Genomic DNA, 16,104 nt, shown 5'->3' with positions numbered 1-16,104 from the left:
GACGGCGACGACGGCGTCGCGGGCGATCCGCACCGGTCCCGACCGGGTGTGCACGACGACCGCGTCCGGCCCGTCGGGCGTCAGCTCGCCGACCGCGTCGGTCAGCCGGGGCCCCGGTGCGCCCTCGGGCGCGATGCGGTGGCGCAGCGCCACCCTCCGCCCGGCCAGCTCGTCCAGCATGAACCCGACCACCTCACTCCTGCCCCGCCCGGGGGCGCGGGTTAACCTGCGGGCGTCCCAGTTTGACCGGGCACCCTTCCACCACATGATCTCCGGGTGCCCGCTGCTCCGAGTGGAGGACCACCGAAGTGACCTACGTGATCGCCGAACCCTGCGTCGACCTGCTCGACAAGGCGTGTATCGAGGAATGCCCGGTGGACTGCATCTACGAGGGTGGACGGATGCTCTACATCCACCCCGACGAGTGCGTCGACTGCGGGGCCTGCGAGCCGGTCTGCCCCGTCGAGGCCATCTACTACGAGGACGACGTCCCCGACCAGTGGGCCGCCTACACCAAGGCCAATGTGGACTTCTTCGACGAGCTGGGCTCGCCCGGCGGCGCCTCGAAGCTCGGCAAGGTCGACCGTGACGTGGAGCCGGCGAAGAGCCTGCCCCCGCAGGAACACGACGAGTGAGCAGGCTCGACCTCCCCGATTTCCCCTGGGACTCGCTGACCGGTGCGCGTGAGCGCGCGGCGGCGCACCCGGACGGCATCGTCGACCTGTCGGTCGGCACCCCGGTGGACCCGGTTCCCGGGGTGCTGCGCGACGCGGTGGCCGGGCCGGCCGCCGCCGAGCCCGGTTACCCGACGACGCACGGCCCGGCGTCGCTGCGCGAGGCGGTCGTCGCCTCCCTGCAGCGGCGCTTCGGGGTGTCCGGGGTCGACCCGGCCGCGGTGGTGCCCACGATCGGCTCGAAGGAGCTGGTCGCGTGGCTGCCGACGCTGCTGGGCCTCGGCGCGGGCGACACCGTCGTCATCCCGGAGCTCGCGTACCCGACCTACGAGGTCGGGGCGCGGCTGGCGGGGGCCGGGCACGTCCGTTCCGACGGCCTCACCGCCGCGGGTCCGGCCCGGGTCCGGCTGGTGTGGCTCAACTCGCCGTCGAACCCCACCGGCCGGGTCCTGCCGGTCGAGCACCTGCGCAAGGTCGTGACCTGGGCACGGGAGCGGGGCGCGGTCGTCGCCTCCGACGAGTGCTACCTCGGACTGCCCGGCGACTCCGACCCCGCCCCGCGGTCGGTGCTGCACCCCGACGTCTGCGACGGCGACACCACCGGGCTGCTGGCCGTCCACTCGCTGTCGAAGGTGTCGAACCTCGCCGGGTACCGCGCCGGGTTCGTCGCGGGGGACCCGACGCTGGTGTCGGGGCTGCTGGAGGTCCGCAAGCACGCGGGCATGATCGTGCCGCGTCCGGTGCAGGCCGCGCTGGAGGCGGCCGTCTCCGACGACGCGCACGTCGCTGAGCAGGCCGCCCGCTACGACGCCCGTCGTACCCGCCTGCGGGCCGGGCTGGAGAAGGCCGGGCTGACGGTCGAGCACTCGCAGGCCGGTCTCTACCTGTGGGCGAGCGCGGACGAGCCGTGCCGCGAGACCGTGGACCGGCTCGCCGGCCTGGGGATCCTCGTCGCACCCGGTGAGTTCTACGGACCCGCCGGTGCCCAGCACGTCCGGGTCGGGCTGACCGCGCCGGACGAGCGGATCGACGCCGCGGTCGAGCGGCTCGGCGCGGCCTGACCGTCGCCGTCGTTGCGATAGGCAAGGATCCCGGGAGAGGATCGCCCCGGTAGCGACGAGGCCGGTGCAGCGAGCCGGCAGGCGAAGGAGCCGTCGAATGCAGGCACCGCGTCCCGGTGGTCGGAACCTACCCGGGGGCGCCGGGCCTGGCGCCCCCGTGGCCCGGTCCCGGCCGGTCATCCGGCCCGCCCTGGTCCTGCTCGGGGTGCTGGCGCTCGCGGTCAACCTGCGGGCCGGGCTCGCCGGGTACCCGCCGCTGCTGGAGACCGCGCGGGCCGACCTCGGGATCGGGGCGGGCGCGGCCGGTCTGGTGCAGGCCGGCGCGGTGTTGATGATGTCGGTGGGCTCGTTCGGCGCCGCCGCCGTCGCCGTCCGGGTCGGCCGTGAGCGGCTGCTCGGCGTCGCCGTGGCGACGATCGCGGTGGGCAGTCTGCTGCGGTCGGTGATGGCGCTGTCCGCGCTGGTCGGTGGCTCGGTGCTGGTCGGGCTCGGCATCGGGGTGTCCGGGGTGCTGCTCACCGGGGTTGTCAAGGAGCATCTGGCCGAGCGTGCGGGTGCGGTGACCGGTGCCTACGTCGTCTCGATGATGATCGGTGCGACGGTCGCGTCCGCGGTCGCGGTGCCGCTGGCCGTCGCGCTCGGCGGCTGGTCGTGGTCGCTCGCGGTGTGGGCGGTGCCCGCGGTGCTCGCCGTCGCGGTGTGGATCCCGGTCGCGAGCCGGATCGGTCACGCCCGGCGGGAGCCCGTGGGCGCCCCGGAGGCGACCGGCGACGGCCCCTCGCTCGCCGAGGAGGTCCGGGTCCGGCACGACCCGTTCGCCCGCCGTGTCGCCTGCTACCTGGCCGGGACGTCGACGATCTTCTACGGCTGGCTGACCTGGCTGTCGCCGTTCTACGAGTCGCAGGGCTGGTCGCCCCAGGGGGCCGGGCTCCTCCTCGCCGTGTGGAGCATTGCTCAGATCCCGTCCGCGCTGCTGTTCCCGGCCGCGGCCGAGCGACGACGCCGGTGGCGGTTCTGGGCGGCGCTGTCCGTACTCAGCTCGGCCGCCGGGACGCTGGGGGTGCTGCTCGCCCCCGCGCAAGGGACGCCACTGCCGTGGCTGTGGGCGATCCTGATCGGGATCGGGGTCGGCGCCGGGTTCCCGCTGGGACTGACCGTGATCGCCTGGCGGACGCCGACCCCTGCCCGCAGCGCCGCCGTCAGCGGCTTCGGCCTCGGTATCGGCTACCTCTCCGCCGGGGTGGGACCGCTGGTGATGGGCCTGGTCATCGACTCCGCCGGGTTCCCGGCCGCGATCGCGTTGCTTCTGATCGGCGCCGCGCTGCAGGGCGGCGCGGTGGTCAGGATCGGGGACCGTCCGCGCTGAGCGGGCGCCGTCTCAGAGCGCCTCGGCCTGCTCGGCCAGACGTTCCCACGCGGCCCACCACTGCTCGCGCAGCGCCTCGGCACGGGCCCGCTCCCGCTCGACCAATCGGCCGCCGACGAAGACCTCGTGGGCGTCGGGGCCGGGGCCCAGCTCGTCGAGCAGGGCGCGGATGCGGTGCTCGGCGACGCAGGCGTCCTGGTGGTCCCCCAGGACCTCCTGCAGTCCGGCGGCGGCCTTCAACATCCGGCGGACCTGACGGGCGTCGTCGGTGCGGGACCCGTCCGCGTCGCGCATCGCCGGTTCGACGAGTTCACCGGTGTAGCGCAGCCGCTTGGTGCGGATCCGCAGGTCGTGCAGGGTCATGTCCGGCGGGTTCGGCCCGGCCCGGCGCACCGCCTTGACGAGCTTGCGGGTCTCGGCGCGGACCAGCTCGATCAGTTCGGGGCGGGCGACCTCGTCCGGCGGCTCCGGCAGCGGAGCGGAGACGGCCTCGACCAGCGAGCGACGCAGTGCCGCGTGCCGGTCGGAGTCGAGCTCGTCGAGCATCTCGGCCCGCGCACCGACCCGCTCGGCCTCCAGCACCGCGATCAGTCGCTCACCGGCGGCCAGTTCGGCCGACGGCAGCGTGGCCACCTCACCGCGGAGGCGGGCGATCATCACGTCGAGGTCGCGCACCGGGCCGAGCGCCCGGCCGAGCCGGCCGAGCTCGGCGCGCAGCAGGTCCGCCCAGGTGTGCTCGAGCAGGGGGCGGGCAGCCTTGAGCGCCGCCCGCATCCGCCGCACGGAGACCCGCATCTGGTGCAGGTCCTCGATCTCGGATCCGTCGCGCACACCGGGCTCGTGCCGCAGCATCGCGCGCAGCCGCTTGTCCAGCAGCGCGCGGACGTGCGCCACCGGCGGGTCCTGCGGTCCCGCGGTCAGCGGCTCACCGAGGTCCGCAGCGCCGTAGAGGTTCCCCGGAGGCTGTGCAGCCCCGTCCATACCCACCATGTCCCTGCCGTCCTGCTTCTGTGGGTCGTTCCGCCGCGAACCGCTGCCGGGCCGTCAGTTGGCGTGCAGCGCTGCGTTGAGGGCGATGCCGTCGCCGGTACGGGCCAGCGCCTCGACCGCGCCGGACACCGAGTTGCGGCGCAGCAGCAGCCCGTTCTGACCGGACAGCTCGCGCGCCGCGGTGGTGCTGCCGTCGGGCAGCGTGACCTTGGTGCCCGCCGTGAGGTAGAGACCGGCCTCGACCACGCAGTCGTCGCCGAGGGAGATGCCCAGGCCCGCGTTCGCGCCGAGCAGACAGCGGCGGCCGATCGAGATGACCTCCTTGCCGCCACCGGACAGCGTCCCCATGATCGAGGCACCGCCGCCGACGTCCGAGCCGTCCCCGACGACGACACCGGCGGAGATCCGGCCCTCGACCATCGACGCGCCGAGAGTGCCGGCGTTGAAGTTGACGAAGCCCTCGTGCATGACGGTCGTGCCCTCGGCGAGGTGCGCGCCGAGCCGGACGCGGTCGGCGTCACCGATGCGGACGCCGGCAGGGATCACGTAGTCGACCATCCGCGGGAACTTGTCGACATGGGTGACGGTCACCGGGCCGCGGCCGCGCAGCGTCGCCCGGGTGAGCTCGAACCCGGGCACCGGGCACGGGCCGTGGTTGGTCCAGACGACGTTGGTGAGCAGCCCGAACTGGCCCTCGAGGTTCACCTGGTGCGGCTGGACGAGGCGGTGGCTGAGCAGGTGCAGCCGCAGGTAGACGTCGGCGGCATCGGCGGGCGCGTCGGCCAGCGAGGCGATCTCGGTGCGCACGACCTCGGTGCGGACTCCACGCAGCTCGTCGGTCCCGACGAGGTGCGCCAGGTCGACGGCGTCGTCGGACGAGCCCCCGGCCAGCACCGGCGCCGGGTACCAGACGTCGAGGACGGTGCCGTCGGTCGTGACCGTGGCCAGGCCGGTTCCGGAAGCGCCTTCGCGGCGGTACTCGGTGCTCACGGGCCCCGAACCTACCGTCCCGCCGTCGCCCACGGCACGCCGCGGTGGGTGCGCCGGGACACGTCCTCATGATCGGCTGCCCGTGCCGAGAGCAGCAGGGCCGCGGCCTGCAGATAGCGGAGCACCGCGGTCGGCGCGAACGGCGGCGGTGGCGGGTCGGGCAGCCGCCCGCACGCCCGGCAACGGGCCTGCATCATCATCCAGTGCTCGATGGTCGGCGGTGGCGGCACGGTGCGGAACTGCGCGACCCGCACCTCCCACACGCTGCGCCGCCGCATCGCATCGCGCAGCGGCCGGTCCCGGTGGAACGTCTCCGGCGGTCGGGCGCAGCCGTACCGGTCGCCCCACCACTCACCGGGCAGCGGGTCGAGGATCACGTCCAGATGCGACGGGAACCTGCGCCCCGCCCCGTCCCGCAGGTCACCCGGCGGGTCCTCCATCGGTGGCACCCGCCGGTTCTCCGCGTCGACGACGACCAGCCGCAGCCCCGCGACCGACAGGATCGCGGCCAGCGTGTCCAGCGCCGGCGCGAGCGACCGGCTCTCGATCCGGGCGATCGTCGACGGCGCCAGCCCCGTCCGCTCCGCGAGCTCCCGCTGCGACAGGTCCGCGCTGCGCCGCACCCGCCGGACCAGGCCGGACAGATCCGGGACGACGATGTCGACCGGCGCCGTCGGCGGCTCCGCGGGCAGCCGGTCGCCCTCGATGATGTCCATGCACCGACCCTGCGTCCGCGAGCCGGGAATGCGCCGGCGACCTGCGAACCTGTGGACAACTCGCGCACTTGTGGACAGCCGGGCCGTCGCCGGTGCCGGCGATGATCGACGCGGCGGGCCGCGGCCCGATCGGTCGTCCGGAGGTGGCCGTCCGTGCGTCGCTTTGCTCTGCTCACCGATACGCAGCGGGCAGGCTGGGGACGGCCCCCAGGAGGCGGACGGAGACCGTTCACGCCCCCGACCCTGCCCCGATCCGGGTCCGACGGGAGGGGCGCGAGAGGCGCCCGTGGGCCCGTGCTGCGTATCGGTGAGCAGAGCAAAGCCACGACCAAGGAGCCCACCCCCCGGCGACGCGGCACGGGGCCGGGGCGTCGATCCGGCGCCGCGGCGGTCGGTCCGGAGTGCCCGGGCACGGCCGGGTCGCGGGGGAGGGGCGCCCGGGCGGGTCGGTAGCGTCGGGCCGGTGACGACGACGCTGCCCGCGCTGGACCTCACGTCCGACCCGGTGACCCTGACGGCCGCAATGGTCGACATCGCCAGTGTGTCCGGTGACGAGCGGCGACTCGCCGACGCGCTCGAGGCCGCGCTGCGGACCCAGGCACCGCACCTGGAGGTGCTGCGGTCCGGTGACGCGGTGCTCGCGCGCACCGATCTGGGGCGTCCGCACCGCGTGCTGCTGGCCGGGCACATCGACACCGTGCCGATCGCGGACAACGTGCCGTCGCGCCGCGCCGACGGGATCGTGCACGGCTGCGGCACCTCGGACATGAAGTCCGGCGATGCCGTCTTCGCGCACCTCGCGACCACGCTGGCCGAGCCGAGGCACGACCTCACCCTGGTCTTCTACGACTGCGAAGAGATCGAGGCGGAACGCAACGGGCTCGGCCGCATCGAGCGCGAGCACCGGGACTGGCTCGACGCCGACCTCGCGATCCTCGGCGAGCCCACCGACGGCACCCTCGAGGCCGGCTGCCAGGGCACCCTCCGCGTCGAGCTGCGGGCCTCGGGACGACGCTCGCACTCGGCGCGGTCCTGGCTGGGGGACAACGCGATCCACCGGGCCGGGGAGATCCTCTCGCGGCTGGCGGCGTACCGGCCTCGGTGGGTGGACATCGACGGCTGCGAGTACCGCGAGGGTCTGCAGGCCGTGCGGATCGGCGGCGGGGTCGCGGGCAACGTCGTCCCCGACGAGTGCGTCGTCACCGTGAACTTCCGGTTCGCCCCGGACCGGTCCGCCGAGCAGGCCGTCGAGCACGTCCGAGAGGTGTTCGACGGGTTCCCCCTCGTCGTCACCGACCTCTCGCCGGGAGCGCTGCCGGGCCTGTCCGCGCCGGCTGCCGCGGAGTTCGTCGCCGCGACCGGGGCGGTACCGCGGGCGAAGTACGGCTGGACCGACGTCTCCCGTTTCGCCGCGCTGGGCATCCCGGCGGTCAACTACGGGCCCGGCGACCCGAACCTCGCCCACACCCGCGAGGAGCACGTCGCCGAGGACGCGATCACCGCCTGCACCGCGGTGCTGCGCCGCTACCTCGCGGGCCACCCCGCCTGACCGGAGCCGGCCGGGCCCGCGGCGACGACCCCACCGGCGGGGCCGGGTCGTCGCCGCCCGAATACCGTGATCGTCATGGCCGACGAGAACGCCGATCCCCGGACGCTGCACGAGAAGCAGCCCGAGAAGCAGCGTGGCCCGGTGGTGCTGCGCGGCGAACGCAGCATCGAGCCGACCACCACCGACCAGCGGCTGCTCGACTCCCGGGGCCCGGCCGACTGGGTGCACACCGACCCGTGGCGGGTGCTGCGGATCCAGGCCGAATTCGTCGAGGGGTTCGGGATGCTCGCCGAACTCCCGCGCGCGGCGACCGTGTTCGGCTCGGCCCGCACGCAGGCCGGCTCCCCGGAGTACGAGCTGGGCCGCGAGCTCGGGGCGCGGCTCGCCGGAGCCGGGTTCGCCGTCATCACCGGGGGCGGCCCGGGCGCGATGGAGGCCGCGAACCGCGGTGCCTCCGAGGCGGGCGGGCTCTCGGTCGGGCTCGGCATCGAGCTGCCGTTCGAGCAGGGCCTGAACCCGTGGGTCGACCTCGGGATCAACTTCCGCTACTTCTTCGCCCGCAAGACGATGTTCGTGAAGTACTCGCAGGCGTTCGTCTGCCTGCCCGGCGGGTTCGGCACGCTCGACGAGCTGTTCGAGGCGCTCGTCCTCGTGCAGACCAAGAAGGTCACGAAGTTCCCGGTCGTCCTGCTCGGCAGCGACTACTGGGGCGGCCTCTACGACTGGATCGCCAAGACCGTCCTCGCCGACGGCAAGATCGGAGAGAAGGACCTCGACCTGCTGCACGTCACCGACGACATCGACGACGCCGTCGACGTGGTCAACGAGGCCTACCACGCCTGGGAGGAGACGCACTGATGGCCGGTCCGGAGCCCGGGTTCGCCGTCTGCGTCTACTGCGCCAGCTCCGACGGCGTCGCCCCGCACTACCTCGAACTCGCCCGGGAGGTCGGCCGTGCCGTCGCCGCCCGCGGCTGGACGCTCGTGTCCGGCGGGGGCCGCAAATCGATGATGGGTGCGGTCGCTGCCGGCGCCCGGGAGGCAGGCGGCCGCACCGTCGGGGTCATCCCGCGGTCCATGGTCGAGCGCGAGTGGGCCGACCACGACAGCGACGAGCTGCTCGTCGTCGAGAGCATGCGCGAGCGCAAGCAGCAGATGGAGGATCGTGCCGACGCGTTCCTCGCGCTGCCCGGCGGCATCGGGACCTGTGAAGAGCTCTTCGAGGTCTGGACGGCCGGGTCGCTCGGCCTCCACGGCAAGCCGGTCGTGCTGCTCGACCCCGACGGCCACTGGGACGGCCTCGTCGACTGGGTCGCCGGCCTCGCCGACCGCGGGTTCGCCTCACGGGCCCCGATCGAGCGGCTGCGGCAGGTCCGCGGCGGCGACTCCGCTCCGGCCGACCCCGCCGGGCTGGCCGGCGCGGCGCTCGACGAGTGCGCCCGTCCGCTCACCTGAGCCCGTGACCCTCTCCGCCCGGCTCGCCGCCCGCAAGGACGGCCGTCGCATCGCCGTCGTCCTGCCCGCCCTGGACGAGGAGGCGACGGTCGGTGCGCTCGTCGCCGGACTGACCCGGCTGTGCGAGGGCCCGTTCCCGCTGGTCGACGACCTCGTCGTCCTCGACTCCGGGAGCACCGACCGCACCGCGGAGTACGCCGCGGCGGCCGGGGCACGGGTGCTCGGCCGCGAGCGGGCGGTGCCCGGCGTCCACGTGCTGCCGGGCAAGGGCGAGGCGATGTGGCGCGCCGTCGTCGCCCTGGGGAACGGGCCGCGCCCGGCCGACCTGGTCTGCTTCGTCGACGCCGACCTCGTCGACCCGCACCCCGAGCTCGTCGAACGGCTCCTCGCGCCGCTGCTCACCCGGCCCGGGACCGCGCTGGTCAAGGGCTACCACCGGCGTCCGCTCACCGGCCCCGGCGGCCCCGGTGGTGCCTGCGGCCCCGACGACGCGAGCGGGCACGAGGGCGGCCGCGTCACCGAGCTGCTCGCCCGCCCCCTGCTCGCCGCGCTCCGCCCCGGGCTGCGGCACGTCCGCCAGCCCATCGGGGGTGAGTACGCCGCCACCCGCGAGCTGCTCGACCGGCTCCCGTTCGCGACCGGCTACGGCGTCGACATCGGCCTGCTGCTCGACACCGACGCCGACACCGTCGTCGGCGGGACCGCGGCCATCGCGCAGGCCGACCTCGGCGTGCGCCGGCACCGCAACCGCCCGCTGCACGAGCTCGGCCGCACCTCCCGCGAGGTCCTCGCCACGGCCCTGGCCCGCTGCGGGGTCGAGGACTCCGGCGCCGCACTCACCGCGTTCCTCCCCGACGACGTCCTCCCCGGCCACGTGCACACCGGCCACGGCGCGGAGACGGAATGGCGCACCGAGACCCGTCCGCTGCGCCAGGTGGACCGGCCCCCACCGGGCCGGGTGCGCGACGGAGGGTCCGCCGAGCCGGTGGTCGCACCCGCCGCCCGCGTGGGGTGAGACCCGTCGTCGGACCGGCGTGATGAGATGGCGGCATGGGGACCGCCCTCGCGTACGTGCTCGTGCTGGCCGGCGTCGCCGCGCTGGTGTTCGTGTTGGCGGCCGCGGTCTTCGGCCGCGGGGAGGAGCTCGCCCCGCTCGCCCCGGACGCGACACCCACCCGGCTGCCCGCCCGCGAGGTCTCCGGAACCGACGTCCGCGACCTGCGTTTCCAGCAGGTGCTGCGCGGATACCGGATGGCTGAGGTGGACTGGGCACTCGACCGGTTGGCCGGCGAGCTGGACCGGGTCCGGACCGACCGGCACGAGCTGGCCGACCGGGTGGCCCGGTTGGAGGCGACGATCGCGCGGATGCGCGCCGAGGAGGACCCGGGTGACGAGCAACGACGGCAGTGGTGACGGCGGTACCGCAGGCAGGAGCGGGGACGGCGGCGACGGCGGGGTCGGCGACCGCACCCCGGGCGTGCGCCCGGCCGGCGGCGGCCGGGTGGAGCTGACGGTCCCGGTCGACGTCAACGTGCCCGCCGACGTCCTGTGGGAGGTGGTCTCCGACCTCGAGGGCCAGTCGGACTGGATGCTCGGCACGACCGTCGAGATCACCGCGGGCGACGGCCGCTCGGTCGGCACCGAGCTGCGCGCGGTCACCGGGGTCGGGCCGCTCGCCGTCGCCGACACGATGCGGGTCACCGAGTGGACCGAACCGCCCGCCGGTGCGACGGGGGAGCGGCGGATCGTCGTCACCCACACCGGCGCCGTGATCCGCGGCGACGGCGTGTTCGTCGTCGTGGAGCTGGGCCCGGCGCGGTCGCGGTTCCTGTGGACCGAGCTGCTCGACCTGCCGCTCGGTGCGCTCGGCCGGTTCGGCTGGCCGCTGGTGCGCCCCGCGTTCCGTGCCGGGGTCGCGCACTCGCTGCGCGGGATGGCCGAGCGGACCGAGGACCGCTACCGGGCCGGCCGGTGACATCGCCCGACCCCGCGGCCCACGACGACCGCCCCCGCTGCGACTGGGCGCTCTCGGCACCGGACTACGTCGCCTACCACGACGACGAGTGGGGCCGCCCCGTCCACGGCACCGCGGCCTGGTTCGAGCGCATGAGCCTGGAGGCGTTCCAGTCCGGGCTGTCCTGGATCGTCGTGCTGCGCAAGCGCCCGGCGTTCCGCGAGGTCTTCGCCGACTTCGACCCGGACACGGTCGCCCGCTTCGGCGACGACGACGTGACCCGCCTCCTCGGCGACGCCCGGATCGTGCGCAACCGGATGAAGATCGAGGCCACGATCTCCAACGCCCGCGCCGTGCTCGACCTCCTCGACGCCGGTGACGACCTCGGCGCGTTCCTCGCCTCCTACGCACCCGACCCGGCCGACCACCCGCGCCCGGCACGGCTGTCCGACGTCCCCGGCTCCACGCCCGCGTCGACGGCGTTGTCGACGGCGCTCAAGAAGCGCGGCTTCCGGTTCGTCGGTCCCACCACCTGCTACGCACTCATGCAGGCGACCGGTCTGGTCGACGACCACGTCGCGTACTGCTGGCGTGCCGGGGCCGCCCCGGAGGGCCCGCGGCGGACCGGACCGGGGTCGCCGTAGCGTCGCCGGGCCGTTGCGCTGCGTGAACGCCGCGGGTATCGCTGCCGAGCCGTGATCGCCTCGGTTGCACCTCGGCGCCGGTGATGGGGGACAATGTGGTCCCACGGTCGGCGCGTGCCCCGAGCGCGCACCGGGGAACGACAGTTGTGGATGTTGACGGAGGACGGACGAATGGCCGCGATGAAGCCCCGCACCGGCGACGGGCCCATGGAAGTCACCAAGGAGGGCCGGGGCATCGTGATGCGCGTCCCGCTCGAGGGCGGCGGGCGTCTCGTCGTCGAGATGACCCCGGACGAGGCCACCGACCTCAGTGAGGCGCTGAAGTCGACCGTCGGCTGACGGCCGACGGAACGGACACGACGCGGCGGGGCCGGGGAACCGGTCCCGCCGTCGTCGTACCCGGGGCCTGGTGACGGGCCTCAGGCCACCGACTCGTAGACCTCCAGCGTCCGCCGGGCCATCTCGGCCCAGGCGAACTCGGCGACCGCGCGCTCCCGGCCCCGCTCACCCATCGTCGCGGCCCGCCGCGGGTCCGCGACCAGCGCGTTGACCGCCTCGGCCAGTGCCGCCTCGAACGCGGCGGTGTCGGCCGGGTCGTAGTGCGCGAGGAGGCCGGTCGCGCCGTCGTCGACGACCTCCGGGATCCCGCCGACGTCGGAGGCGACCACGGCCGTACCGCAGGCCATCGCCTCCAGGTTCACGATGCCCAGCGGCTCGTAGACCGAGGGGCACACGAACACCGTCGCCGCCGACAGCAGCTGGCGGACCTCGGCGGTGGCGAGCATCCGCTGGATCCACACGACGCCGTCGCGCGAGGCGGACAGCTCCGCCACCGCCCGCTCGGTCTCGGCCGCGATCTCCTTCGTGTCCGGGGCGCCCGCGCAGAGCACGACCTGCGCCGACGGGTCGAACCGGTGTGCCGCCGCGACCAGGTGCCCGAGGCCCTTCTGCCGGGTGATCCGGCCGACGAACACCACGAGCGGCCGGTCCGGGTCGACGCCGTGGGCGAGCAGCGCGTCGCGGGCCGGGTCGGGCGCGTAGAACTGCGTGTCGATGCCGTTGTGCACCACGTGCACCAGGTCCGGGTCGATCGCGGGGTAGGCGTTCAGCACGTCGCGGCGCATGCCGTGGGAGACCGCGATGACGGCGTCCGCCGCCTCGTAGGCGGTCCGCTCCACCCACGACGACAGCCGGTACCCGCCGCCGAGCTGCTCGGCCTTCCACGGCCGCAGCGGCTCCAGCGAGTGGGCCGTGACCACGTGCGGGCGCCCGTGCAGCAGGCCGCCGATGTGGCCCGCCATGTTGGCGTACCAGGTGTGGGAGTGCAGCACGTCGCAGCGCTCCAGCTCGGCGGCCATCGACAGGTCCACCCCGAGCGTGGTCAGCGCCGCGTTCGCCCCGTCCGGCAGCGGCGGCGCGGAGTGTGCGCGCGCGTCGGCCGGGGCGTTGCTGCCCGGTTCGGCGAAGCAGTGCACGTCGACGTCGACGAGCTCCCGCAGGGCGGGGACGAGATGTCCCACGTGGACTCCGGCGCCGCCGTAGACGGCGGGCGGGTATTCACGGGTGAGAAGGCCGACGCGCACGGGCCGGGACGCTACCGGGGTGGGCGGACGCGGCGCGAGGAGTCCGCCGGGCGATCGCTGCGTCCGATCCGGTCCGACCCTGCCCGGCGGGGCCGGACGTATGGCCCCGCCACCGGGCGCCCACTAGTGTTCACGCCATGCGACCGACCGCGTCCGGACGTCTTCCCGGAAGGGTTCTCGGCATCGTGCTGGCCGGTGGCGAGGGGAAGCGGCTCTGGCCGCTCACCGCGGACCGTGCCAAGCCCGCCGTCCCGTTCGGTGGCAACTACCGGCTCATCGACTTCGTGCTGTCCAACCTCGTGAACTGCGGGATGGACCGGCTGTGCGTGCTGACCCAGTACAAGTCGCACTCGTTGGACCGGCACATCTCGACGACGTGGCGGCTGTCGTCGGTGCTCGACCAGTACATCACCACCGTCCCGGCCCAGCAGCGGCTCGGCAGGCGCTGGTACACCGGCTCGGCGGACGCGATCTTCCAGAGCCTCAACCTGGTCTACGACGACCAGCCCGAGTACATCGCCGTGTTCGGCGCCGACCACGTCTACCGGATGGACCCGGCGCAGATGATCGCCCAGCACGCCGAGTCCGGCGCGGGCGTCACCGTCGCGGGGATCCGGGTGCCGCGGGCCGAGGCCAAGGCGTTCGGCTGCATCGCCTCCGACGAGACCGGCCGCATCACCGAGTTCCTCGAGAAGCCGTCCGACCCGCCGCACGTGCCGGACGACCCCGAGGTGACCTTCGCTTCGATGGGCAACTACGTGTTCACCACCGAGGCACTGCTCGACGCGCTGAAGGCCGACGCTGCGAACGCCGACTCCGACCACGACATGGGCGGGGACATCATCCCGGCGCTCGTCGCCAAGGGTGACGCGCACGTCTACGACTTCGCCGACAACGTCGTCCCCGGCGCCACCGAGCGCGACGCCGGCTACTGGCGCGACGTCGGGACCATCGACGCGTACTACGACGCGCACACCGACCTCGTCTCGGTGCACCCGATCTTCAACCTCTACAACCAGCGCTGGCCCATCCGCACCGCGATGCCCGCGCTGCCGCCGGCGAAGTTCGTCGAGGGCGGCATCGCGCAGGACTCGATCGTCGGCGCGGGCACGATCATCTCCGGGGCGATCGTGCGCCGGTCGGTCATCAGCCCGAACGTGTCGGTGTCGGGCGGCGCGGAGGTCTCGGACTCGGTCGTGCTGCCGGGCGCCCGGATCGGCCGGGGCGCGGTCGTGCGCCGTGCGATCCTCGACAAGAACGTCGTCGTCCCCGACGGCGCGCTGATCGGCGTCGACCTGAACCTCGACCGCAGCCGCTACACCGTCTCCAACGGCGGCGTCGTCGTCCTCGGCAAGGGCGTCACGGCGCAGTAGCGCCGACCTGCGGCTCCGCGCTCACCTGCGGTGTCGATGCCGCGTTCGCTCCGCTCACCTGCGGACGGCGCAGAGCATCCCGTCCGCGACCGGCAGCAGCGCCGACAGCAGGCGCTCGTCGTCGCGGACCAGCGCGGCGGTCTCGCGCAGTGCGGCCGTACCCGGACCGTGCACGGCACCGGGCTCGGCGACCCGGCCACCGTCGAGCACACCCTCCAGCACCAGCACCCCGCCGGGGCGCAGCAGCCGGATCGCCTCGGCCAGGTAGCCGGGGTACTCGGCGGGGACGGCGTCGGCGACGACGAGGTCGTAGCCGCCGTCGGTCAGTCGCGGCAGCACCTCCAGTGCCATCCCGTTGATCAGCCGCGCGCGCCCGGGTCCGTACCCGGCGGCGAGGAAGGTGCGCCGGGCCGAACGCTGCAGCTCCGGGTCGACGTCGATGGTGGTCAGCGTCCCGTCGCCGGCCATGCCGCGCAGGAGGTACAGCCCGCTCACCCCGGCTCCGGTCCCGATCTCGACGACGGCCCGAGCGGAGACCGTCGCGGCCAGCACCGACAGCGCCGCCCCGCCCGCCGCGGAGATGGGGTGCGCGCCCGCCGCCGTGCCCAGTGCGCGGGCCTCGCCGCACGCATCGTCCTCGGCGAGGTAGCCCTCGGCGTACGCGGCCGCCCCCGCGGGTGTGCTCATGGCGCAAGATTATCGCCGCATGATCCGTCGTCGGTTTCACAGACTTCTCTCAGACGGGTTTCACATCCTCCTCATGGGTGGCGGGCAGTCTGTGGTGCAACGAACGAAGCCTCGCGGCCGATCGACACCACGACACGGTCGCGACTCCACGGAGGTGCCCCGCCCCGATGTCCGCCCCTCGCGCAACCGACGACGCCCCGTTCCGGGACGCCGCCGCCGGTACCCGCCCCGGTGAGGGTGCCGACTGGACCCCGCCCACCTGGGACGAGGTCGTCCGGGAGCACGCCGACCGCGTCTACCGACTCGCCTACCGCCTGTCCGGCAACCAGCACGACGCGGAGGACCTCACCCAGGAGACCTTCATCCGGGTGTTCCGGTCCCTGGCGTCCTACAAGCCGGGCACCTTCGAGGGCTGGCTGCACCGCATCACCACGAACCTGTTCCTCGACATGGTCCGCCGCCGCGCCCGGCTGCGGATGGAGGGACTGCCCGAGGACACCGACCGGCTCCCGGGCGGTGGCCCCGAGCCCGAGACCGTGTTCGCGATCAACCACCTCGACCCGCACCTGCAGGCCGCGCTGGACGAGCTGCCCCCGGACTTCCGGGTCGCCGTCGTCCTGTGCGACGTCGAGGGCCTGTCCTACGAGGAGATCGGCGCCACCCTCGGGGTGAAGCTCGGCACCGTCCGCAGCCGCATCCACCGGGGCCGGACCGCGCTGCGGGCGTCGCTGGAGCGGCACCGCGCGGCCGCGGCGGAGGAGCAGGCGGTGGCATCCGACCGCGGTCCGGTGGCAGAGTTGGTCCCGTGACCGAGCGACGGCGTTTCCAGGTCGTCCCCCCGGACTGGGGGACGACCCACCTGACGCTCGAGGCGGTCGTCGCCTTCGTGGACGACGAGCTGGCCGCCGGCCCGCACGACCGCGCCACCCGCCACCTCGAGCGCTGCCCCGACTGCGCGGTGGAGGTCGCCGAGCAGCGGCGGGCCCGCACCGCGCTGCGCGGTGCCGACGCCCCCACGCTGCCGCCGTCGCTGATGTCGACGCTGCGCGCGATCCCGCAGGAC

20 protein-coding genes are annotated in these 16,104 nt (G+C 74.4%); 14 read left to right on the top strand and 6 right to left on the bottom strand.

The window, feature by feature from the left end; all coding sequences use genetic code 11:
• Positions 1-180, bottom strand: a 180-nt coding sequence (locus tag GTW08_RS18090) for a hypothetical protein (protein ID WP_202417335.1), incomplete at its 3' end; no start/stop codon positions are given.
• Positions 181-308: 128 nt separating this feature from the next.
• On the opposite strand from GTW08_RS18090, the gene fdxA reads away from it, so the two are divergent.
• The 3 genes from fdxA (at position 309) to GTW08_RS18075 (ending at position 3,101) form a co-directional block, all read left to right on the top strand.
• Positions 309-635 (top strand): ferredoxin, encoded by a 327-nt coding sequence (fdxA, locus tag GTW08_RS18085; RefSeq protein WP_020626080.1) that lies wholly within the window; start codon positions 309-311, stop codon positions 633-635.
• Complete coding sequence (gene dapC / locus GTW08_RS18080) at positions 632-1,735, top strand: succinyldiaminopimelate transaminase (protein ID WP_073577733.1); 1,104 nt, start codon at positions 632-634, stop codon at positions 1,733-1,735. The genes fdxA and dapC overlap by 4 nt, the downstream gene beginning before the upstream one ends.
• 157 nt (positions 1,736-1,892) lie before the next feature.
• Complete coding sequence (locus GTW08_RS18075) at positions 1,893-3,101, top strand: MFS transporter (RefSeq protein WP_073577734.1); 1,209 nt, start codon at positions 1,893-1,895, stop codon at positions 3,099-3,101.
• Between the two features lie 12 nt (positions 3,102-3,113).
• On the opposite strand, the gene GTW08_RS18070 is transcribed toward GTW08_RS18075, so the two are convergent.
• The 3 genes from GTW08_RS18070 to GTW08_RS18060 all read right to left on the bottom strand — a co-directional run bounded on the left by GTW08_RS18070 (position 3,114) and on the right by GTW08_RS18060 (position 5,797).
• The gene (locus GTW08_RS18070; RefSeq protein WP_073577735.1) at positions 3,114-4,082 is read right to left on the bottom strand and encodes a CHAD domain-containing protein; all 969 of its coding nucleotides are present in this window, start codon (positions 4,080-4,082) and stop codon (positions 3,114-3,116) included.
• Positions 4,083-4,145: 63 nt separating this feature from the next.
• Positions 4,146-5,081: a 2,3,4,5-tetrahydropyridine-2,6-dicarboxylate N-succinyltransferase gene (gene dapD, locus GTW08_RS18065; RefSeq protein WP_139282980.1), complete on the bottom strand. Its 936-nt coding sequence runs from the start codon at positions 5,079-5,081 to the stop codon at positions 4,146-4,148.
• A gap of 11 nt (positions 5,082-5,092) precedes the next feature.
• Positions 5,093-5,797: a helix-turn-helix domain-containing protein gene (locus GTW08_RS18060; protein WP_073577737.1), complete on the bottom strand. Its 705-nt coding sequence runs from the start codon at positions 5,795-5,797 to the stop codon at positions 5,093-5,095.
• Between the two features lie 475 nt (positions 5,798-6,272).
• Here GTW08_RS18060 and dapE point away from each other — a divergent pair, with 475 nt between their 5' ends.
• The 8 genes from dapE (at position 6,273) to GTW08_RS18020 (ending at position 11,737) form a co-directional block, all read left to right on the top strand.
• A complete protein-coding gene (gene dapE, locus GTW08_RS18055; RefSeq protein ID WP_237453954.1) occupies positions 6,273-7,346 on the top strand; it encodes a succinyl-diaminopimelate desuccinylase in 1,074 nt (357 codons plus the stop codon).
• Between the two features lie 75 nt (positions 7,347-7,421).
• The gene (locus GTW08_RS18050; RefSeq protein WP_100880847.1) at positions 7,422-8,204 is read left to right on the top strand and encodes a TIGR00730 family Rossman fold protein; all 783 of its coding nucleotides are present in this window, start codon (positions 7,422-7,424) and stop codon (positions 8,202-8,204) included.
• Complete coding sequence (locus GTW08_RS18045) at positions 8,204-8,800, top strand: TIGR00730 family Rossman fold protein (RefSeq protein ID WP_161152259.1); 597 nt, start codon at positions 8,204-8,206, stop codon at positions 8,798-8,800. Before GTW08_RS18050 ends, GTW08_RS18045 begins: the two co-directional genes overlap by 1 nt.
• A 4-nt stretch (positions 8,801-8,804) precedes the next feature.
• Positions 8,805-9,815 (top strand): glucosyl-3-phosphoglycerate synthase, encoded by a 1,011-nt coding sequence (locus GTW08_RS18040; RefSeq protein ID WP_161152258.1) that lies wholly within the window; start codon positions 8,805-8,807, stop codon positions 9,813-9,815.
• Positions 9,816-9,850: 35 nt separating this feature from the next.
• Complete coding sequence (locus tag GTW08_RS18035; RefSeq protein ID WP_073577741.1) at positions 9,851-10,213, top strand: DivIVA domain-containing protein; 363 nt, start codon at positions 9,851-9,853, stop codon at positions 10,211-10,213.
• An 88-nt stretch (positions 10,214-10,301) separates the two neighbouring features.
• Positions 10,302-10,775: an SRPBCC family protein gene (locus GTW08_RS18030; protein ID WP_161152260.1), complete on the top strand. Its 474-nt coding sequence runs from the start codon at positions 10,302-10,304 to the stop codon at positions 10,773-10,775.
• Positions 10,772-11,398, top strand: coding sequence for a DNA-3-methyladenine glycosylase I (locus tag GTW08_RS18025; RefSeq protein ID WP_073577742.1), 627 nt, complete (start codon positions 10,772-10,774; stop codon positions 11,396-11,398). Before GTW08_RS18030 ends, GTW08_RS18025 begins: the two co-directional genes overlap by 4 nt.
• A gap of 171 nt (positions 11,399-11,569) precedes the next feature.
• The gene (locus GTW08_RS18020) at positions 11,570-11,737 is read left to right on the top strand and encodes a DUF3117 domain-containing protein (protein WP_010241564.1); all 168 of its coding nucleotides are present in this window, start codon (positions 11,570-11,572) and stop codon (positions 11,735-11,737) included.
• Positions 11,738-11,817: 80 nt separating this feature from the next.
• Here the strand turns inward: GTW08_RS18020 and glgA are convergent, their stop codons facing one another.
• Positions 11,818-12,981 (bottom strand): glycogen synthase, encoded by a 1,164-nt coding sequence (gene glgA, locus GTW08_RS18015; protein WP_100879699.1) that lies wholly within the window; start codon positions 12,979-12,981, stop codon positions 11,818-11,820.
• Positions 12,982-13,118: 137 nt separating this feature from the next.
• Between glgA and glgC the strand changes: the two genes are divergently transcribed.
• The gene (gene glgC / locus GTW08_RS18010; RefSeq protein ID WP_073577744.1) at positions 13,119-14,354 is read left to right on the top strand and encodes a glucose-1-phosphate adenylyltransferase; all 1,236 of its coding nucleotides are present in this window, start codon (positions 13,119-13,121) and stop codon (positions 14,352-14,354) included.
• A 54-nt stretch (positions 14,355-14,408) separates the two neighbouring features.
• Here the strand turns inward: glgC and GTW08_RS18005 are convergent, their stop codons facing one another.
• On the bottom strand, positions 14,409-15,041 hold the full coding sequence (locus tag GTW08_RS18005; RefSeq protein ID WP_100879700.1) for an O-methyltransferase: 633 nt from the start codon (positions 15,039-15,041) through the stop codon (positions 14,409-14,411).
• A gap of 167 nt (positions 15,042-15,208) precedes the next feature.
• On the opposite strand from GTW08_RS18005, the gene sigE reads away from it, so the two are divergent.
• A complete protein-coding gene (sigE, locus tag GTW08_RS18000; RefSeq protein ID WP_062400471.1) occupies positions 15,209-15,850 on the top strand; it encodes an RNA polymerase sigma factor SigE in 642 nt (213 codons plus the stop codon).
• On the top strand, positions 15,847-16,104 hold a 258-nt coding region (locus GTW08_RS17995), incomplete at its 3' end, for a zf-HC2 domain-containing protein (RefSeq protein ID WP_202417334.1). The genes sigE and GTW08_RS17995, both read left to right, overlap by 4 nt.

It is taken from the genome of Pseudonocardia sp. SID8383, assembly GCF_009864975.1.
GTDB lineage: Bacteria > Actinomycetota > Actinomycetes > Mycobacteriales > Pseudonocardiaceae > Pseudonocardia > Pseudonocardia alni.
This window is presented reverse-complemented; position numbering and strand designations above follow the sequence as displayed.